Raw genomic sequence first — 18,268 nt, forward strand, 5'->3', positions numbered from 1 at the left:
ACAGACTGGTCCCCATCGACTGGGGACAACTTTCCCCGTCCGGTCAGTTCATCGCGATGCCGCGTGCGCAATGCCCGTCGGCGACCCCATCGCCTGAAAGAGCGCCGCGGTATCCGTCAGTCGCGCGCTTGCATAGCGGATCGTGCTCAACTGCGCGTTGCGGTACTGCTGCTCGCTCGCGCGCGCCGCGCGCGGCGGCAGGGCGCCGAGCCGCACGCGCCCGGCGGTGTCGTCGAAGACGCCTCGCGACGCGCGGCTCGCCGCGTCGCTCGACGCGAGCGCCGCCGTATCCTGTTGGAGCGACGCCAGCGTATTCGCGACGTTCTGAAACGCCGTGAGCACCGTCTGCTTGTACTGTTCGACGGCGGCGTCGTAGGTGTCGAGCGCCGCGCGCCGCTGCGCAAGCAAGGCGCCGCCGTGAAAGATCGGCTGCGAGAGCGACGCGCCGATGCTCCACAACGCGCCCGCGCCCGACAGCGCGATCGGCCAGCTAAAGCCGCCCTTGCCCATCGATGCCGACAGCGAGAGGCTCGGGAACAACTGCGCCGTCGCCACGCCGACCTGCGCGGCCGCCGCCTTGAGCGCGGCATCGGCGGCCTGGATGTCGGGGCGCGTCGCGAGCAGCTCCGACGGCACGACCACCGGCACGCTGTCCGGCACCGCGAGGCTCGCGAAATCGAGATCGTCGGGAGCCTGGTCCGGCGTGCGCCCGAGCAGGACGGCGAGCGCATGGCGCGTCGCGAGCCATTGGGCGCGCAAGCCCGGCAGCGACGCCGCGAGCGACGCCGCGCTTTGCTCGGCACTGAGCGCCTCCGAGCGCGACGCCGAGCCGAGCGCATAGCGGCGCTGTGCGTCGAGCATGTCGTCGTTGGCGAGCGCGACGAGGCGCTCGGTCGTGTCGATCTGCGCCGCGAGCGCGGCCGCACCGATCGCGCCGGTCACGATGTTGGCGGCGAGCGCGCGGCGGGCGGCGTCGAGTTGGAACGCCTGCTGATCGACTTGCGCCGCGAGCGATGCATTCTGGTAGCGCGCCGCGCCGAACAGATCGAAGGTGTATTGCGCCTGGACCTGGCCGACGAAGAGGTTATAGACGGCGGTCGGCGGCCCGAATTCCGGCACGCCGAGTCCGCGCTGGCGTGAAGCCTGGGCGCCGGCATCGATCGACGGCAAGAGCGACGCGCCCACCTGCGCCTTCAGTTGCTCGCGCGCGGCGGCGAGGCTCTTGTCGGCGGCGGCGAGATTCGGGCTGTTGCGCAAGCCCTCGGCGACGAGCGCGTTCAGCGCGTCCGAGCGATACAGCTTCCACCATTCCGGCACCGGCTTCGCCCCGACGTCGAAGCGCTGCGATGCGCCTTGCACCATCACCGTCCGCTCAGGCTGCGGGAGTGCGCCGTAGTGCGCGGGCTGCGGTAACCAGGACAGGGCCGCGGGCGGCCCGAACGAACAGGCGGCGAGGGCAGAAGCCAGCGACACCGCGCCGATTTTCCAGACTTTCATCATGGCTCGACTCCTTCCGGCGCATCCTCGCCGGGTCGCGCGCGCTCGTCGTTCTTCACGCGAAACGACGCCGCATACAACGCCGGCAGATAGAACAGGGTGAGCACGGTCGCGCTCGTGATGCCGCCCATCAGCGCGGTCGCCATCGGACCGAAGAAGTCGCTGCGCAGCAGCGGAATGAGCGCGAGCACGGCAGCGGCGGCGGTGAGCGTGATCGGGCGGAAGCGCCGCACGGTCGCGCCGACGATCGCATCGAACCGCTTGTGTCCCGCGGCGATGTCCTGCTCGATCTGGTCCATCAGGATCACCGAGTTGCGCATGATGATCCCGAACATCGCGATCACGCCGAGCATCGCGACGAAGCCGAACGGCTTGCCGAACGCGAGCAGCGCCGCGACCACGCCGATCAGCCCGAGCGGCGCCGTGAGCACCACCATCATCACGCGCGCGAAGCTTTGCAGCTGGATCATGAGCAGCGTCAGCACGACGATCACCATGATCGGCATCTGCGCGTTGATCGACGTCTGTCCCTTCGTGTTTTCTTCGAGCGCCCCGCCGAACTCGATCCGATAACCCACCGGCAGTGTCGGACGCAGCGTGCTGTCGAGCTTCTTGCCGATCGCGTTGGTCACGTCGATGCCCTGCGCGCCCGCCTTCACGTCCGACTGCACGGTAATGGTCGGCTGCCGGTCGCGTTCCCAGATCACGCCGTATTCGAGGTCGTTGACGACGTGCCCGAGCGTGCCAAGCGGCACCGGACCGTTCGGCGTCGGCATCGCGAGCGTCGCGAGCCGCGACGGATCGACGCGTTCGGCGAGCGGCGCGCGCAAATCGACGCCGATCAGCTTGTCGCGCTCGCGATACTGCGTGACCGTGTAGCCCGAGAGCGACATCGCGAGAAAGCTCGACACGTCCTGCGAACTCACGCCGAGTTCGCGCGCTTTCTTCTGGTCGACTTCGAAGCGCACCGAGCGCTCGGACGGCTCGTCCCAGTCGAACTGAACGTTGGTCGTGCGCGAGTCCGCGCGCATGTCGGCGGCGACTTGCTCGGCGATCTTGCGCACCGTCGCGATGTCGTCGCCGGAGACGCGCAACTGCACCGGGTAGCCGACCGGCGGCCCGTTTTCGAGGCGCGAGAGACGCGTGCGGATCGCGGGGAATTTGTCGCGCAGCGTCGGTTCGAGCCATTGCGAAAGCTGCTCGCGCGCCTCGACCGTCTTCGCCGTGATGACGAATTGTGCGAAGTTCGGCTGCGGCAACTGCTGGTCGAGCGGCAGATAAAAACGCGGCGCGCCCGTGCCGACGAAGCTCACCACATGATCGATTTCCGGCCGTCCTTCGAGCGCCTTCTCCAGCCGCTTCGCTTCGCGCAGCGTCGCATCGAACGAGGCGCCTTCCTGCAGCCGCACGTCGACGAGCAGTTCCGGCCGGTTCGAACTCGGGAAGAACTGCTGCGGCACGAGGCTGAAGCCGCCGAGCGCGATCACGAACAGCACGACCGTGACGATCAACACGACGAAGCGCCGCTCGATGCACCACGTCACCCAGCCGCGCAGGCGCGCGTAGAACTTCGTGTCGTAGATGTCGTGTTCGTGATCGTCGGGGAGATGCGCCTCGTGCGCCTCGCGCTTTCTCTCGGGCAAGAGCTTGTAGCCGAGCAGCGGAATCAGCACGACGGCGGCGAGCCACGACGCGATCAGCGCAATCGCCGACACCTCGAAGATCGAGCGCGTGTATTCGCCGGTGCTCGACTTCGCGAGCGCGATCGGCAGGAAGCCCGCGACCGTGACAAGCGTGCCGGTCAGCATCGGGAAGGCCGTGCTCGTGTACGCGTAGGCCGCGGCGCGCGTGCGGTTCCAGCCCTGTTCGAGCTTCACCGCCATCATTTCGACGGCGATGATCGCGTCATCGACGAGCAGCCCGAGCGCGAGGATCAGCGTGCCGAGCGAGATCTTGTGCAGGCCGATGTCGAAGAAATACATGAAGAGCGCGGTGACCGCGAGCACGACCGGAATCGAGATCACGACGACCATGCCCGTGCGCACGCCGAGCGACACGAGACTTACGACCAGCACGATCAAGACCGCTTCGGCGACCGCCTCCAGAAAGTCGTCGACGGAATGCGAGACCGCGTGCGGCATGCTCGACACTTCCGCGAGTTTCAATCCGGCGGGCAAGTGCGCGCGCAGATCGGCGGTCTTCGCGTCGAGCGCTCGGCCGAGCCGCACGACGTCTTGCCCCGGCTGCATCGTGATGCCGATGCCGAGCACGGGTTGTCCGCCCGAGCGCATTTGCGTCGCGGGCGGATCGACGTAGCCGCGCTTGATCGTCGCGATGTCGCCGAGACGGAACGACCGGCCGTTCACGCGGATCAGCGTGTCGGCGAGCGTCTTCATGTCGGTGAACTGGCCGCTCGGGCGCACGAACACGCGATCGACGGGCGTGTTCATCGTGCCCGCCGGCGCGACCGCGTTCTGTCCGTTGATCGCGTCGGCAAGCTGTTGCGGCGAGATGTTCAGACGCGTCAGCTGCGTGTTTGGGATATCGACGTAGATGCGCTCGTCCTGATCGCCGAAGTAATCGACCTTCGCGACGCCCGGCACGCGCAGCAGCACCGCGCGCAATTGGTCGGCGTAGTCGTGCAGTTGCGCGGGCGAGAAGCCGTCGCCTTCGAGCGTGTAGATGTTGGTGTAGACGTCGCCGAATTCGTCGTTGAAGAAGGGGCCTTGCACGCCCTGCGGCAGCGTCGCCGCGATGTCGCCGACCTTCTTTCTCACCTGATACCACTCTTCTGGCACTTCGCTCGGCGGCGCGCCGTCCTTCATCGTGAAGAACAACAGCGATTCGCCGGGGCGCGAGTAGCTGCGCAGGAAATCGGTGGACGGCGTTTCCTGGAGCTTCCTCGCGATGCGGTCGGTGACTTCTTCCTGCACCTGGCGCGCGGTCGCGCCCGGCCAGAACGTGCGGATCACCATCACGCGAAACGTGAAAGGCGGGTCCTCCGACTGCGCGAGCCGCGTGTAGGCGATGATGCCGAAGATCGTCGCCATCGCGATCAGGAAGACGACCAGTGCGCGATGCCTGAGCGCCCACGCCGAGAGGTTGAAGCGGCCTTCCTCGTGGCGATAGTCGTTGTTCTGCTGCGGCTCGCGCGTGCTCATGAGGCGAAGTCCTCGGGATGCAGCGGCGCGACAACGCGTACTTTCTCGCCGGCGGAAACCGTATGCACGCCTTGCCACACGACGCGCTCGCCCGCGTTCAGGCCGCGCGTGACGGTGACGGTGCGCTCGCCGTAGCGCGCGACCTCGACGCGGCGCAGTTCGAGCGCGTTATCGCTTTTCACGACCCAGACGGCGGGCGCTTTGTCGTCGTGGAAGAGGGCGGTGGAGGGTAGCGTGAACACGCCCGCGTGCTCTGTCGCGACGGCTTGCGCGAACGTGACGTCGGCGGTCATGCCGAGGCGCACGTCGGGCGTCGGCGCTTCGAGCGTGAGTTTCGCGCGATAAGTGCGGCTCTGCGGATCGGCGGCGGGCGACAGTTCGCGCACGCGCGCGGCGAACGTCTTGCCCGGCAGCGCGCCGAGCGCGACGCGCGCGCGCGCGCCGACCGTGAGCGCGGACAGCGCGCTTTCGGGGACGTCGCAGACCACGTCGATATCGCCGTTCCACGCGAGGTTATAGACGGGCTGACCGGCGGTGACATTCTGGCCGGTATCGGCCTGCTCGGACGTGACGACGCCGGCATGATCGGCGATGAGCGTCGTGTACTTCAGCTGATCGGCGGCGAGCCCCGCCTGCTGCTGTGCCTGATTGAGCTGCGCGATGGCCGTGGCGTAGGCGTTTTGAGTCTGCTCCAGCTGTGCCGCGGCGATCAGGTTCTCGGCGGCCTGGGCGCGATCGCGATCGAGTTGCTGTCGTGCATAGACGGCCCGATGCTGGGCGGCTTCGAGCTGCGCGGCGGCGCTGGCGGCGTTCTTCGACGCATCCGCGGGATCGAGCTTCGCGACGATCTGTCCGGCTTTCACGGTATCGCCGAGACGCACGCGCCGCTCGGTGATCTTCCCGCCGACGCGAAACGAGAGCGGCGTCGAATAGCGCGATTCGATCTGGCCGGGAAGGGTGGCGCGCGGCGGCTGTCCATCGGCCTCGGCGGCCACGGCGACGACCGGCCTCGGCGCGGGTGCCGGCGCTTCCTTCTTGCCGCAGGCGGCGAGCGCGACGAACGTACAAAGGAGGGAGGCGCCGGTCAGCGCGCGGATGCGGTTCGACGGAAACACGCAGCGAAAAGAATTCACGGAAGACCTCGACGCCGAAGGCGGGATCAGGCGGCCCGAAACCTCGGCGCGGGGCGCGCGGCGGTCGATTTCGGGACACGGGGGATGCATGAAGGAGCACGGCAAGAGGCCGGAACGCCAATGACGACGGGCTTTTCGGCGATACACCGGGCAATGCACGCTGAATTCTAATACAGGTATGTATCCGAATGCAAAGCTGTATCAAAAAGCGATCTGAAAGGGGGTTGGATGCTAAACTCGACGCATGAAACCCACTCGCCTCACGCGTGAACAGAGTCGCGACCAGACGCGCCAGCGTCTTTTCGATGCGGCGCTCACGACATTCATGAACAAGGGATTCGGCGTGACGAGCGTCGAAGACATCGCGGCCGCGGCGGGCTACTCGCGCGGCGCGTTCTACTCGAATTTCGGCAGCAAGTCGGAGCTGCTGCTCGAACTGCTCAGGCGCGATCACGACGCCACGATGGGCCGCATGCGCTCGATCTTCGAAGACGGGGAGGCCACGCGTCAGGACATGGAAGCGCGCGTGCTCCAGTACTACAGCGAGATTTATCGCGAAAACAAATACTTTTTGCTGTGGGCCGAGGCGAAGCTGCATGCGAGCCGCGACGCGGCTTTTCGCGAGCAGTTCAACGCGTTCATGCGGGAGTTGCGGCAGACCACGACCGATTACATCAGCGCGTTTTCGGAGCGCGCCGGCACGCCGCTTCCGATGCCGGCCGGGCAGCTTTCGCTCGGCCTGATCGCGCTATGCGACGGCGTGCAGTTCTTCTATTCGTCGGACCCGCAGGCGGTGCCCGCCGACTTCGCCGAAGCCGTGCTCGCGGGCTTTTTTAGACGCGTAGTGTTCGGCGCAAGCTGAGTGCCCTAGATCGACAGACCCGGTCCGCCATTGCCGCCGAGCAACTGCTCGACTGCATCGGCGTCGGCGTAATCCTGCTCGGGCAGCGCGTCGAATACGGTGATCACGTCGTTGCTCACGCCCGCTTCGCGCGCGGCATCGACGATCGCATCCTTGTTCGCCGGAAAATGCATGGCGCGCAGCACCTGCGCGATTTCATCGTTGATCGGCTCGTCGTTCAAGGCGTGTTTGGGCGTGTCGGTCATTCGAATCGTTCCGGTGGTTGAGGTTGCGCTTCAGGTCTGTACCTGCACAGGCTGGCTCGCCATGCCGCGGCTCGGTGCGCGCGATTTCGGAATCTTGACGTGGCGCCAGCGCGCGTGATCGAGATCCTGCGCCGTAATCTCCGGCGCCGGTGCCGAGACGGGCGCGGCGTTCGCGCGCAGTGCGGCGCGCATTGCGTTGGTCGCAGCCGCGGAATCGGTGTCGCTCGTGTGAAGCGGCGCCGCGTAGCACGACACGGAAACCAGAGCCATCGACAACATCGTTGAGGTTTTCATCGCTCAACCCCTCCTGACGTAAGCAGCGAGAAAGCAACGAGCAAAGGCCATGCCAATCGCGTCCATGCCGCTTCGCGCCGCGCGACGACACTAACTGCTTACAACGCGCGGAACGTGGTCGAACGGGAGCGCGGTGAACACACTTCGTGTGAGTTGTGAAGTGCGGCCGCGGCGATGCCCGGTTGCATGCGGCCGGGCCGCCAGGCACCCGCACGCTGCAAATTTGCACACTTGCGCAAGTTCAGCGCGTCGTCGGGTTCAAACGGAAGTATGCGTCGAGAAGCGAAGTCTTGTACACGACGCCGAGCAGGAGCGGCTCGGCGCGCCGCTCGATCACCGGCAGCCGCTCGCCCTGGAACGCGAGGAAGTGCTGCAGCGCCTCGCCGAGCGACATGTCGGGCGTGAGCACGTCGAAGTGCGGCTGGAGATAGTCGCGCGCGGTCTTGGTGTCGGTGTCGCGCTCGTCGAGCAGGTCGGAGGTGATGTCCTTCAGCGCGACCACGCCCTGGAAGTGCTCGCCCTCGTCGACGACATACAGATACTTCACGGGATATTCGAGGAACACGCGCGTCATCTCCTTCACGTTCGCCGTGAGCGGAACGACGGTATCGGCGGGCTTCACCAGTTCGCGCATCTGCGTGGCGGCGAGCCGCGTGCGCTCCTTTTCGTCGCGCGTGCGGCGCAGCGTGACTTCGTACATCGACGTCTGCTCGGAGGTGCGCGCGATGAAGTACGCGACCACGCACGAGAGCATCAGCGGCAGCACGACCTGGTACGAGAGCGTCATCTCGAAGATCATCAGGATCGCCATCAGCGGCGCGTGCGTCGCGGCGGCGAGGAACGCGCCCATGCCGACCATCGCGTAGGCGAAGGGTTCGGAGGTCGAGTGCGGCCAGATCGTGTGCGCGGCGATGCCGAAGAGACAGCCGAGCACGGCGCCCACGAAGAGCGTCGGCGTGAAGACCCCGCCGACCGCGCCCGAGCCGGTGGTCGCGGCGGTCGCGATGATCTTGAAGACGAGCACCGTGAGAAGGGCGGTCCAGGTCCAGGGCGTATGCAGCAGCGAGTTCACGACTTCGTAGCCGTTGCCCCAGACTTCCGGCCACCAGATCGAGATCACGCCGACGATGAGCCCGCCTAGTCCGAGCCTGAGCGGCAAGGGCAGCGGCAGGAGCGCGAAGCGCTTCTTCGAGGCGGCCAGAAGCCGCAGGAAATGCGGTGCGAGCGCGCCGCACAGGAGCCCGAGCACGACGAAAAGCAGCACTTCGACGCCCGTGATGGTCGGGAACACGGGCATCTCGTAAGGTGGACGGTAGCCGGCGAACTCGCGCATCGTGATGTTGGCGACCACCGACGCGACCACGATCGGCCCGAAGCTTTCCATCGCGATCGAGCCGAGCACGATTTCGGTGACGAAGAAGGCGCCCGCGATCGGCGCGTTGTAGGCCGAGGTGATGCCGGCGGCCGCGCCGCACGCGACGAGCAGGCGCAGACGCGGCGGATCGAAGTGGACCCAGCGGCCGATCAGCGAAGCCGAGAGCGCCGCGAGCTGCACCATCGAGCCTTCGCGGCCGATCGAGCCGCCGCTTGCGATCGTGAAGAGCGACGACAGACTGCGCCAGAGGCTCTGCCACACGGGCACGGCGCCGTCGCCGATGGTGACGGCTTCCATGTAGTCGGCGTGGGTCTGTTTCGGCGCGCGGCGCCGCGCGATCAGGAGACACACGCCCGCGACCAGTCCGCCCGCCGCGGGCAGCGCGACGCGCACCGGCCACGGCAGGCGCTTCGCCATCTCGACGAAATTGCCGGCTTCGCCGCCGAACGCGCGCTGCAATTCGTCGATGCCTTCGCGAAACGCCGCCGTCGCGAACGCTCCGGCGACGCCTACGATCACGGCCCACACGAGCATCGTGTGATCGTCGGAGAGCCGGAAGAGCTTTTGCGCGCGCGTGCGCAGTTTGAGCAGGAATGAAAGCACGTGGACGGGCGTATCGGGGCGTTTCGGGAAGGACGGGCGAGCGGCCTGGATCGGTTGCGGGCCAGGCGCGCCGCAAGGATAGCATTCGCGTGTCGCGCGCACGAGCCATGCTGCGCCGGTGCGGTTCGCGCGGACAAAAAAACCCGGCGCTTTAACGCGCCGGGCTCGCGGACTCAGGCGGCGCGCGTCACCACTTCGGCGCGAACGGCGGATTCGCGTTTCGCTTGCCTTCGTCGAGTGCGTCGATGCGGGCGATGTCGTCGGCGTCGAGCTTCAGTTTCTGCGCATCCCAGTTGACCTGCTGGTGCTCCGGATTCGTCGATGCCGACAGCACCACGATCTGCCGCGACAAGAGCCACGCGAACGTCACCTGCGCGGGCGTCGCGCCGTGTTTCTTCGCGATGTCGACGAGCGTGGGATCGGTGTGCGCACGGCCTTCGCCGAGCGGCATGTACGCGGTCACTTTTACGCCGAGCTTCTGCGTCGCCTCGACGAGCGCGCGGTTCGCGAGGAACGGGCTCACTTCGAACTGGTTCGTCACGATGGCGTCGCCGCCCGGCGCGGCGAGCGCTTCTTCGAGCAGCGGCGCCGTGAAGTTCGACACGCCGTAGTGGCGGATGAGGCCGAGCTGCTGCGCTTCCTGGAACGCGGCGAGCGTTTCGGCGATCGGCACGACGCTATCGGGCGACGGCCAGTGGATGAGCGCGAGATCGATTGTGCCGATGCCGAGCTTGCGATGGCTTTCCTTCAGGCTCGCGATGAGATCGTCGCGACGCAGGCGTTCCCACCAGACTTTCGTCGTGACCCAGACGTCCGCGCGCGGAATGCCCGAATCGCGCACGCCCTGGCCGACTTCGGCTTCGTTGTCGTAGTACTGCGCGGTATCGATGTGACGATAGCCGAGTTGCAGTGCGCTCTTCACGGACTGCGCGGTCTTGCCGGCCGCGACTCGAAATGTGCCGAGACCAAATGAGGGAATCGTTTCGATCATGCATGGCTCCATACGAAGAAGTTGCATTGTGAGTTAAAGGCGACGGGCGATTACTTCGCGTCCTGATCGAGTTCGGGATAGTGCCTGAAGATGCCCGATTCGTTGAACGCGATGCGCCGCTCGGAATCGACGTAGGCCGCGATGTTCGGCCGCGCGAGCACCGCATCGTGCAGCGCCGCCACACGCGGATAGTGCTGGCCGAATTTTCGCATCGCGCGCGGAAAGGCGTAGTGCAGGCCGTCGACGAGCTGGAACATCGAGAGGTCGACATACGTGGTCGACTTGCCGACCATCTGCGTGTCGCCGTCGGGGTTCTGCTTCAGCACGCGCTCGAAGTAGCCGAAGAAGTTCGGAATGCGCTGCTCGATGAAATTCTTCGAGCGCACCTTGGCGGCTTCTTTCTGGTCTTCGTAATACAGATCCGTGGCAAGCGGATGGTGCGTGTCGTGGACTTCGGCGACCACGTCGGCAATCGTCAGTTGCAGGCCATGCGCGACGTAGCGCAAGGCCTCGTCTTTCGGCGCGAGCCCGAGCTTCGGTCCGAGATACAGCAGGATGTTCGCGACGTGCGGCACGATCAGTTCGCCGTCTTTCAGAAACGGTGGCGCGAACGGGATGTGCGCTTCGGTCTTGCTGTTCAGAAGCTTCATCATGGCATCCGTGCCGAGACCGTCCTTCTTTGCGCCGCGCGCGACGTCGATGTAGTCGGCGCCTGCATCTTCCAGCGCGAGCCGGACGAATTCTCCGCGGCCCTGCAGGCCGTCCCAGTAATACAGTTCGTAGGGCATGGGCAGTTCCTCCTTGTTCATGCGCGGCCGACGCTTTGCGTCGCGCGCAAACTTTAGGTTCAGCAGGGTCCGTGCCATACATAACGAAAGCCCCGCGCGAGGGCGGGGCGTTCTTGTTATCCGACGTAGCCGGCGTTCAGCCGAAGAGCCGCTCGACGCCGAGCGTGATTGCAAGCCCGCCGCCGATCAGCCAGACATACAGGATCGCGCCGGTCGCCAGCGCGCCGGGGCCCGCCTGACGAATCTGCGCGATGCGCGTTTCCATGCCGAGCGCGGTCATTGCCATCGTGAGGGCGAAGGTATCGAGCATGTTGATCGTGCTGGTCGCGGTGTCCGGGAGGACGTGCAGCGAATTCACGATCACGAGCGCGAGGAAGCCGAGCGCGAACCAGGGCACCGCGAGCTTGCCGCCCTTGCCGCCGGCGCCGGCCGCAGCGCGCGAGCGGTTCAGCCACAGGCCGAGCCCGAGCAGCACGGGCACGAGCAACATGACGCGCGTCATCTTGACGATGGTCGCGATGTGCGTCGCTTCCGGGCTCACGTTGCTCGCTGCGCCGACCACCTGCGCCACTTCATGGATCGTGCCGCCGAAGAAGAGACCGGCGCCGAGCGTATCGAGATGGAGCCACCCGGCGTGCATCGCGATCGGATAGAGGAACATCGAGAGCGTGCCGAACAGCACGACGCTGCCGACCGCCATCGCGCTCTGATGCGGCTTGGACTGCAGCGTCGATTCGAATGCGAGCACGGCAGCCGCACCGCAGATCGCGCTGCCGGCGGCGGTGAGGAGCGCGGTGTCGCGGTCGAGTTTCATCAGCTTCATGCCGGCCCAGGTGCCGATCGCGAGCGTGCTCACGACGATCAGCACCGACACCGTGACGCCCGCGAATCCGACCTGCGCGATTTCCTGCAGGCTTACGCGCAGTCCGAAGAAGGCGACCGCGATACGCAGCAGCTTCCTCGCCGAGAAGTTGACGCCCGCAGCCCAACTGGCGGGCATGCCGTCGCGCAGCGCGTTGCCGTACAGGGCGCCCGCGACGATGCCGACGATCAGCGGGCTGATGCCGAGCCCGGCGATGGCGGGTAGCGACGAGAGCCGGGTGACGGCGGCGGCGAAGAGCGCGACGAAGAGAATGCCGTTCAGCTGGCCGCGCGTGGACGGTTTGCTGGCGGCGAGAGTCTGGGCGGGATGGACAGTGGACATGGCGGGTCGGAGTTTTTATTGCGATGCGCCAATCCTAACTTTGTTATATGGATATGAAAAATCGTGATTTGGGATGTAAAGTATCGGCTGAACCGATACTTATATCGACATGACCCCCGATCAGCTTATAACGTTCGCGACCGTCGCCGAATTCGGCAACATCAGTCGCGCGGCGACGGCGCTGCACCTCTCGCAGCCCGCCGTCTCCGGCCAGCTGCGCCAGTTGCAGGACGAGTTCGGCGAAGCGCTTTATCAGCGCGACGGCCGCGGCGTGCGGCTCACCGCCGCCGGCGAGCAACTCGCGGAGTACGCCGCGCGCATCCGCGAGACGTATCGGCAGGCACATGCGTTTCGCGACGCGCTGCGAGGCCTCGAGCGCGGCACGCTGCGTATCGGCGCGAGCACGACGCCGGCGAGCTATCTGCTGCCGTACCTCATCGCCGCGTTCCACGGCGAGTTTCCCGACATCGCGATCACCACGATCGACGGCAACACGGCGGATATCGTCGCGGCGCTGCCGGGGCTCGACATTGCGATGATCGAAGGGCCGGTCGGCGTCGATCTGCCGCCGGGCACGGGCGTCACGCCGTGGCGCGAGGACGAGATCGTCGCGATCCTGCCGGCTTCGCATGCGCTCGCGCCGGAGCGCGGCGAGGCCTCGCTCGATGCGATTTCCGCGCATCCGCTCGTGTTGCGCGAAAGCGGCTCGGGCGTGCGGCAGATCGTCGAGGGCGCGTTCGCCCGCGCGGGCGCGCCGATGCGCATCGCGCTCGAAATTGCGGGCGTCGAGGGCGTGAAGGAAGCGGTGCGGGCGGGAATGGGCATTGGTTTCGTATCGGCGATGTCGATCCGCCACGAAGACGACGCACTCAGGCGTCTGCGCATCGCGCCTGAACCGCTGACGCGCCGGTTTTCGATCCTGCTGCCGCACTCGGCGGCGCCGTCGCGAGTGGCCGCACGCTTTCTCGAACTGTGTCTCGCCGACGCGAAACCGGGCTAGGGAATTCCACTATGGCGTGCGTCCGGTGACCGGGCGCACCATTCGTTTTGAGACGGACGCCCTGGCGTCTTTTTTAAAACCTGTAAATGGAACCGGTTCCATTCGTTCCAGATACACGAATCGAGCGAGATTTCCGTGAGCGAGCTTCAATCCGACAAACACGCCGAAGTGGTCATCGTCGCCAGCGCGTTCGGCGCCGATGCCATCCGGCGCGACGGCCACGCGGTATGGGCGGCTGTCGCGGCGCGCGCGGGGGCGAGCGGATTCGAAGTGCGCCGCGAACTCTTCGCGCGCTACGTCGACGCCACGCCCGACGCGCTGCGGCGCCTGGGCGAACAGATCGCCGCGCTCGGCCTGTGGGCGGTCTATTCGACGCCCGCGACGCTTTTCACGGCCGACGGCTCGCTCGATCTGGCCGCGCTAGAACTCGCCATCGACGAAGCCGCGGCGCTCGGCGCGCGCATCGTGAAGCTGCAACTGGGCGGCACGGAACACGGCACCGCGACCGATGCCGCCACGCTGGATCGCGCGCTGTCGGCGATAGCGGGTTCGCGGGCGTGCGTCGTTGTGGAAAACGGCCAGTTGAAGGCGGGCGGCACGATCGGCGCCTTTGCCGCGCTGTTCGACGCGCTGCCGAAGGAGTCGCGCGCGCTCTCGATGACCTTCGACACCGGCAACTGGCTGTGGGCGGGCGAAAATCCGGCCGAAGCCGCGCGGCGCCTCGCGCCGCACGTGAGCTACGTGCACTGCAAGGCCGTGGCGGGCGCGGGCGCGCGGCGCTTCGCGGTCGCGCCCGGCGCCCGCGACGTGCTGTTCGCGCATCTGCTGAAACTGCTGCCGCGCGATGTGCCGCGCGGCATCGAATTCCCGCTTGACGCGGCCGCGCCGGAAGCCGACGCGTCGGCGAAGGTCGCGTGGCTCGCCGCCGCGTGACCCGAAACACCGATACCTGGAGACAGACCATGCAGGCAAAACCCGAGGCGCTCGACGTCGTGACCTACGGCGAAGCGATGACGATGTTCGTGGCCGCCGAGACCGGCGACCTCGCGAAAGTCGGCCAGTTCACGAAGCGGGTCGCGGGTGCGGACCTGAACGTCGCGATCGGGCTGTCGCGGCTCGGCTTCAAGGTCGGCTGGATGAGCCGCGTCGGGCGCGATTCGTTCGGCCGCTACGTGCTCGACGTCCTGGCCGCCGAGGGCATCGACGCGCATGGCGTCACCGTCGACGAGCGTTATCCGACGGGCTTCCAGCTGAAATCGAAGAACGACGACGGCAGCGATCCGGCGGTCGAATATTTCCGCAAGGGGTCGGCGGCGAGCCATTTGTCGGTCGCGGATTACGTCGCCGACTACGTGACCGGCGCGCGCCATCTGCACTTGACGGGCGTCGCGCCCGCCATTTCGGCAAGCTCGCGCGAACTCGCGTTCCACATGGCACGCGAAATGCGCGCAGCCGGCAAGACGATTTCCTTCGACCCGAACCTGCGTCCGACGCTCTGGCCGTCGCGCGAGGCGATGGCGGAGTCGCTCAACGCGCTCGCCGCGCTCGCCGACTGGGTATTGCCCGGCGTCACCGAAGGACTGACGCTCACGGGCCACGCGAAGCCCGAGGACATCGCGCGTTTTTACCTCGATCAGGGCGCGAAGGGCGTGATCGTGAAACTCGGCGCCGACGGCGCGTATTTCCACACCGCCGACGGCGATGCGGGCATCGTGCCGGCGGTGCCGGTCGCGAAGGTCGTCGATACGGTGGGCGCGGGCGACGGCTTCGCGGTGGGCGTGGTGAGCGCGCTGCTCGAAGGGCGCGACGTGCGTCATGCGCTGCTGCGCGGCAACCGGATCGGCGCGCTTGCGATCCAGGTGATCGGCGACAGCGAAGGGTTGCCCACGCGCGCCGAACTGGACACGCTGGAAGAACCCGAGACATCCATCGAGAAGACGGCACGAGCCGCCCTCAACCTGGCCTGACCGATCCGCTCGAACGGACACTGGAGAGACACGATGCAAACCACGACACCCCCGAAGCTGGCCGTGCGCCGCTGGTGGGCGATCATGCCGATCGTCTTCATTACCTACAGCCTTGCGTATCTCGATCGCGCGAATTATGGCTTTGCCGCGGCGGCCGGCATCAATCACGACCTGGGCATCAGCAAGGGCTTGTCGTCGCTGATCGGCGCGCTCTTTTTCCTCGGCTACTTCTTCTTCCAGATTCCGGGCGCGATCTACGCCGAACGGCGCAGCGTGAAGAAGCTCGTGTTCGTGAGCCTGATCCTGTGGGGCGGATGCGCCGCGCTCACGGGCATGGTGAGCAACATTCCATCGCTGATGGCGATCCGTTTCGTGCTCGGGGTCGTCGAGGCGGCCGTGATGCCGGCGATGCTCGTCTTCATCTCGAACTGGTTCACGAAGTCCGAGCGTTCGCGTGCCAACACGTTCCTGATTCTCGGCAATCCGGTGACGGTGTTGTGGATGTCGGTCGTGTCGGGGTATCTGGTGAATTCCTTCGGCTGGCGCAACATGTTCATCGCGGAAGGCTTGCCGGCCGTGGTGTGGGCGGTGATCTGGTGGTTCATCGTGCAGGACAAGCCCGCGCAGGCGAAGTGGCTGAACGCGCAGGAAAAGTCCGACCTCGATGCGACGCTGCGCGCCGAGCAGGCCGCGATCAAGCCGGTCAAGAACTATGGCGAGGCGTTTCGTTCGCCGGCGGTGATCAAGCTGTGCGCGCAGTATTTCTGCTGGAGCATCGGCGTGTATGGTTTCGTGCTGTGGCTGCCGTCGATTCTGAAGAACGCGTCGAGCTTCGGCATGGTCGAGACGGGCTGGCTTTCGGCGATGCCTTATCTCGCAGCGACCATCGCGATGATCGCTGCGTCGTGGGCTTCGGACAAGCTGAACGCCCGCAAGGCGTTCGTGTGGCCGTTCCTTCTGATCGGCGCGTTTGCGTTTGCCGGATCGTATCTGCTCGGCTCGACGCATTTCTGGGCATCGTATGCGTTGCTCGTGATCGCTGGCGCGGCCATGTATGCGCCGTATGGGCCTTTCTTTGCGATCGTGCCGGAGTTGCTGCCGAAGAACGTCGCTGGCGGCGCGATGGCGCTGATCAACAGCATGGGTGCGCTCGGGTCGTTCGTCGGATCGTATGTCGTCGGGTATCTTAATGGCGCGACCGGGTCGCCCGGGGCTTCGTACGTGTTCATGAGCGCGGCACTCGTTGCTGCTGTGGTCCTGACGCTGGCCGTGCGGCCTCAAGCTGCTGCTTCGGGGTCTGCGAAGCTTGCGCATTAGTGTCCGGTTCTGTCGGCGGACTGGCGTGTTCGTTGAACACCGCTTGATTTTGATGTGCTTCTATGGAACCTGGTTTCTTTGTGGTCTATTAGCTCTGCCCCTGTCCGGGGCGGGACTTACTTTCTTTGGCTAGCGCAAAGAAAAGTAAGCAAAGAAAGCAGCTTTTCTAGGCAGCAGTCACAGCACGTCATCGCAATTGATGCACTGAGTGGACACACCGCCTAAATGTCGCCCTTAAAGGACCAAGGGGCTTGGTGCGATTGACCACCGTGTCATCGCGCAGTGAACGAAACGGTACAGCAGTCATTCATCTGTCTTCGCTTCGCTCAGACGAGAGGTGCATTGGTCGCGTGGTTGATGTTCGCGGTAGCGGTTGCGGTTGAGGCTGACGTTGCGGTTGTGGACCGATGGTTTTCGGCTATGCGTGTCGTCCGCGAAGCGCGGACGGATGGATGATTGCCTTACCAAGTAGTTGGCTGTGCGAGGACACAATGGTTAATCGCACTGAGCCCTTGGGGATGTTTGAGGGCGGCACTTAGGCGGTATGTCTACTCAGTACCGCCGGTGCGTTGCCGCCTCAAGACTGCTGCCTAAAAAAGCTGCTTTCTTTTCTTACTTTCTTTGCGCTAGCCAAAGAAAGTAAGTCCCGCCCCGGACAGGGGCAGAGCTAATAGACCACAAAGAAAACAAGTTCCATAGAAGCACAGAACCATCAAACGGCGTTGCAAAAACCCCAACCCCAAGCGCGAGCAAAACCCCCGTTCGAGAACCCACCATGCCAGCCGAACAAGCGAAGAAAAAAATCGTAGCCTACAAGACGTTGCCGGACGACGTGATGTCCTACCTGAGCGCCCACGCGGAGGTGGAGACGATCGACCCGACGAACCGCGAAGCGCTGATAGCAGCGCTAAAAGCGGCCGACGGTGCAATCGGCGCAAGCATAAAAATCACCCCCGACATGCTCGAAGGCGCGCAACGCCTGAAGGTCCTCTCGACCATCTCCGTCGGCTACGACAACTTCAACGTCGATGACCTCACGCGCCGCGGCATCGTCCTGACCCACACGCCCGACGTGCTTACCGAATCCACGGCCGATACCGTCTTCGCGCTGATCCTCGCGACCGCCCGCCGCGTCGTCGAACTCGCGGCGTGGGTGAAAGCCGGCCACTGGCAATCGAGCATCGGCGAAGCGTGCTTCGGCGTCGACGTGCAGGGCAAGACGCTCGGCATCGTCGGGCTCGGACGCATCGGCGGGGCGGTCGCGCGGCGCGCGGCGCTCGGCTTTCGGATGAACGTGCTCTACACCAACCGGCATCCGAACGCGCAGGCGGAAAACGACTACGGCGCGAAGCGCGTCGAACTCGACGAACTGCTCGCGAAGTCGGACTTCGTATGCCTGCAGGTGCCGCTCACCGAAGCGACGCGCGGCATGATCGGCGCCGCGCAACTGCAGACGATGAAAAAGACCGCGATCCTCATCAACGCATCGCGCGGACCGACCGTCGACGAACCCGCGCTCATCGAAGCGCTCAGGAACGGCACGATCCTCGGCGCGGGTCTCGATGTCTTCGAAAAGGAGCCGCTCCCCGCCGATTCGCCGCTCCTCGCGATGAATAACGTCGTCGCGTTGCCGCACATCGGGTCGGCGACGCACGAGACGCGTCATGCCATGAGCCGCAATGCGGCGGAAAACCTGATCGGCGCACTGCAAGGCACGCTCGACGTGAATATCGTGAATCCACAGGTGCTCGGGCGCTAAACGAAAAGACGGGCAGGGCGTGCGTTAAGATGCCACTGCCCGGTCGTCGACAAGAACCAGAGCGCGCCGCGG

General features: G+C 65.7%; 15 protein-coding genes. 6 read left to right on the forward strand and 9 right to left on the reverse strand.

The genetic code is table 11. The features are described 5' to 3' along the window. Positions 1–48: 48 nt before the first annotated feature. From QCE48_RS06920 to QCE48_RS06930, 3 genes are read right to left on the reverse strand one after another with little or no spacing between them, the layout of a single operon-like run. Complete coding sequence (locus QCE48_RS06920) at positions 49–1,500, reverse strand: efflux transporter outer membrane subunit (protein ID WP_309785551.1); 1,452 nt, start codon at positions 1,498–1,500, stop codon at positions 49–51. Further along, positions 1,497–4,658 carry an efflux RND transporter permease subunit gene (locus tag QCE48_RS06925; RefSeq protein WP_309785550.1) on the reverse strand — a complete coding sequence of 1,054 codons (3,162 nt, stop codon included), beginning with the start codon at positions 4,656–4,658 and terminating at the stop codon, positions 1,497–1,499. The genes QCE48_RS06920 and QCE48_RS06925 overlap by 4 nt, the downstream gene beginning before the upstream one ends. Beyond that, positions 4,655–5,791 (reverse strand): efflux RND transporter periplasmic adaptor subunit, encoded by a 1,137-nt coding sequence (locus QCE48_RS06930; protein WP_309785549.1) that lies wholly within the window; start codon positions 5,789–5,791, stop codon positions 4,655–4,657. Before QCE48_RS06930 ends, QCE48_RS06925 begins: the two co-directional genes overlap by 4 nt. A 244-nt stretch (positions 5,792–6,035) precedes the next feature. On the opposite strand from QCE48_RS06930, the gene QCE48_RS06935 reads away from it, so the two are divergent. Further along, positions 6,036–6,653, forward strand: a complete 618-nt coding sequence (locus QCE48_RS06935) for a TetR/AcrR family transcriptional regulator (protein WP_309785548.1) — start codon at positions 6,036–6,038, stop codon at positions 6,651–6,653. Positions 6,654–6,658: 5 nt separating this feature from the next. On the opposite strand, the gene QCE48_RS06940 is transcribed toward QCE48_RS06935, so the two are convergent. The 6 genes from QCE48_RS06940 to QCE48_RS06965 form a co-directional block, all read right to left on the reverse strand. Beyond that, positions 6,659–6,898 (reverse strand): DUF2795 domain-containing protein, encoded by a 240-nt coding sequence (locus QCE48_RS06940; protein ID WP_309785547.1) that lies wholly within the window; start codon positions 6,896–6,898, stop codon positions 6,659–6,661. Between the two features lie 30 nt (positions 6,899–6,928). Then, positions 6,929–7,192 carry a hypothetical protein gene (locus tag QCE48_RS06945; protein ID WP_309785546.1) on the reverse strand — a complete coding sequence of 88 codons (264 nt, stop codon included), beginning with the start codon at positions 7,190–7,192 and terminating at the stop codon, positions 6,929–6,931. Positions 7,193–7,433: 241 nt separating this feature from the next. Further along, positions 7,434–9,170: a ClcB-like voltage-gated chloride channel protein gene (locus QCE48_RS06950; protein WP_309785544.1), complete on the reverse strand. Its 1,737-nt coding sequence runs from the start codon at positions 9,168–9,170 to the stop codon at positions 7,434–7,436. A gap of 187 nt (positions 9,171–9,357) precedes the next feature. Next, complete coding sequence (locus QCE48_RS06955) at positions 9,358–10,161, reverse strand: aldo/keto reductase (protein WP_309785542.1); 804 nt, start codon at positions 10,159–10,161, stop codon at positions 9,358–9,360. A 50-nt stretch (positions 10,162–10,211) separates the two neighbouring features. After that, positions 10,212–10,949, reverse strand: a complete 738-nt coding sequence (locus QCE48_RS06960) for a glutathione S-transferase (protein ID WP_309785541.1) — start codon at positions 10,947–10,949, stop codon at positions 10,212–10,214. 136 nt (positions 10,950–11,085) lie between these two features. Continuing rightward, positions 11,086–12,153 (reverse strand): YeiH family protein, encoded by a 1,068-nt coding sequence (locus QCE48_RS06965; RefSeq protein ID WP_309785540.1) that lies wholly within the window; start codon positions 12,151–12,153, stop codon positions 11,086–11,088. A gap of 109 nt (positions 12,154–12,262) precedes the next feature. Between QCE48_RS06965 and QCE48_RS06970 the strand changes: the two genes are divergently transcribed. The 5 genes from QCE48_RS06970 to QCE48_RS06990 all read left to right on the forward strand — a co-directional run bounded on the left by QCE48_RS06970 (position 12,263) and on the right by QCE48_RS06990 (position 18,196). Further along, positions 12,263–13,153, forward strand: a complete 891-nt coding sequence (locus tag QCE48_RS06970; protein ID WP_309785539.1) for a LysR family transcriptional regulator — start codon at positions 12,263–12,265, stop codon at positions 13,151–13,153. 129 nt (positions 13,154–13,282) lie between these two features. Continuing rightward, entirely contained in the window at positions 13,283–14,086 is an 804-nt protein-coding gene (locus QCE48_RS06975) for a sugar phosphate isomerase/epimerase family protein (RefSeq protein ID WP_404983312.1), read from the forward strand. Positions 14,087–14,115: 29 nt separating this feature from the next. After that, positions 14,116–15,120 carry a sugar kinase gene (locus tag QCE48_RS06980; RefSeq protein WP_309785536.1) on the forward strand — a complete coding sequence of 335 codons (1,005 nt, stop codon included), beginning with the start codon at positions 14,116–14,118 and terminating at the stop codon, positions 15,118–15,120. 33 nt (positions 15,121–15,153) lie between these two features. Further along, a complete protein-coding gene (locus tag QCE48_RS06985; protein WP_309785535.1) occupies positions 15,154–16,437 on the forward strand; it encodes an MFS transporter in 1,284 nt (427 codons plus the stop codon). A gap of 775 nt (positions 16,438–17,212) precedes the next feature. Continuing rightward, a complete protein-coding gene (locus QCE48_RS06990; RefSeq protein WP_309785534.1) occupies positions 17,213–18,196 on the forward strand; it encodes a D-glycerate dehydrogenase in 984 nt (327 codons plus the stop codon). Positions 18,197–18,268 lie beyond the last annotated feature (72 nt).

This window comes from Caballeronia sp. LZ024 (assembly GCF_031451455.1).
GTDB lineage: Bacteria > Pseudomonadota > Gammaproteobacteria > Burkholderiales > Burkholderiaceae > Caballeronia > Caballeronia telluris.